Here is a 738-nt window from a genome sequence, read left to right as displayed (position 1 = left end):
TACCAAAACAGATAAAATCGATGCCCAGCTCATCAGCAGGGAACTCAAGGATGGCCGTCTGGAAAGCATTGTAGTTCCCGATAAAAAACGAGAAGAGCTTCGCAGCCTGTTCCGTCGCCGAAATGATCTCGTTAAAGATTTGCGTCGCATCAAATCCATGATCAAAATGCAGTTACTCTACTTTGGGATCAAAGTACCTGAAGAATTTGATAATGACCACTGGAGCCACAAATTCCGTAACTGGCTGGACAACCTACCTTTTGATTTCCCAACAGCCAGAGAGACCTTAAACAGCCGCATGCGCAGCTTCAGATTTATAGATCAGGAGAAACGTCAGGTTACTAATCAGCTACGGGCATATTGTCGTAAACATTATAAAAAGGATTATTATCTTCTAAAAAGTATTCCGGGAATTGGAGGAATTGTTGCTGTGGGCATTATCTCAGAACTTGGAGATCTTCGCCGGTTCAATTCCTTAAAACACCTGGCCGGATACATTGGTATTGCCCCAGGAATGCATCAAAGTGGTGCTTCAAATAAAGCCATGGGTATGAATCCCAGGTCTCACCGCTTGATCAGATCCTATTTTGTGGAAGCTTCCTGGCAGGCCATTCGCACCGACCCGGTGATGCAGGCTTACTACCGCACACATCTAGGAAAAGATGACAAAAAGATTATTATAAAAATCGCTCACAAACTCTTGAGTAGAACTCTTGCAGTTATAAAAACAGAAACTCC

1 protein-coding gene is annotated in these 738 nt (G+C 43.5%); it reads left to right on the top strand.

The genetic code is table 11. From position 1 onward, the window contains the following. The coding region (locus ACQ93I_RS17225; protein ID WP_431699611.1) for an IS110 family transposase at positions 1-738 on the top strand (738 nt) is incomplete at both ends.

Origin of the sequence: Salinimicrobium sp. WS361 (genome assembly GCF_050750585.1) — a bacterium.
In the GTDB taxonomy this organism is placed as follows: domain Bacteria; phylum Bacteroidota; class Bacteroidia; order Flavobacteriales; family Flavobacteriaceae; genus Salinimicrobium.
Note: the sequence above shows the minus strand (reverse complement) of the source record. Positions and strands in the feature narration are given on the sequence as shown.